At 39.5% G+C, this 408-nt stretch carries 1 pseudogene; it reads right to left on the bottom strand.

Annotated features, from left to right (window positions below):
* A pseudogene (locus PL77_RS29980) lies at positions 1–365 on the bottom strand (hypothetical protein); the annotation flags it as partial.
* Positions 366–408 lie beyond the last annotated feature (43 nt).

The following is a 408-nucleotide window of genomic DNA, read 5'->3' as shown; positions in this document are numbered from 1 at the left end:
CCCGGAGCTAACGAATGAAGTGCCAATGCTCCAATATTCTCATTGAGAGCGTCACCGTGCTGTGTTGCTTTTTCCTTGATCTTATCATAAGAAATAGCATACAATTCATCGTCTGTGATCTCAGTATTTTCCGTTTCGATTTTTCTCAAAACAATAGTGACATCACCATCAGCAGATTGATTGGTTGCAATAGGATAAACTGTGTTATCAATTAACACCCCGGGATCTGCTCCAAGCTCTGTAAGGTGAATTACAGAATTGCCTACCATTTTTGACTTGTCAGGAATTTCTGCTAAAAATCCTGCATCGGCTCTCATGTGCTTTTCAACTGCACCCGTCCAAACTTCTTTATATACGCCTGCCATAATTCTTATTTTTCAGGTTTAACGCCAAATTGATTTTCATACA

Source organism: Flammeovirga sp. OC4, from assembly GCF_000812565.1.
In the GTDB taxonomy this organism is placed as follows: Bacteria; Bacteroidota; Bacteroidia; order Cytophagales; family Flammeovirgaceae; genus Flammeovirga.
The sequence above is the reverse complement of the archived record's forward strand: the minus strand, read 5'-3'. Positions and strand labels throughout refer to the sequence as shown.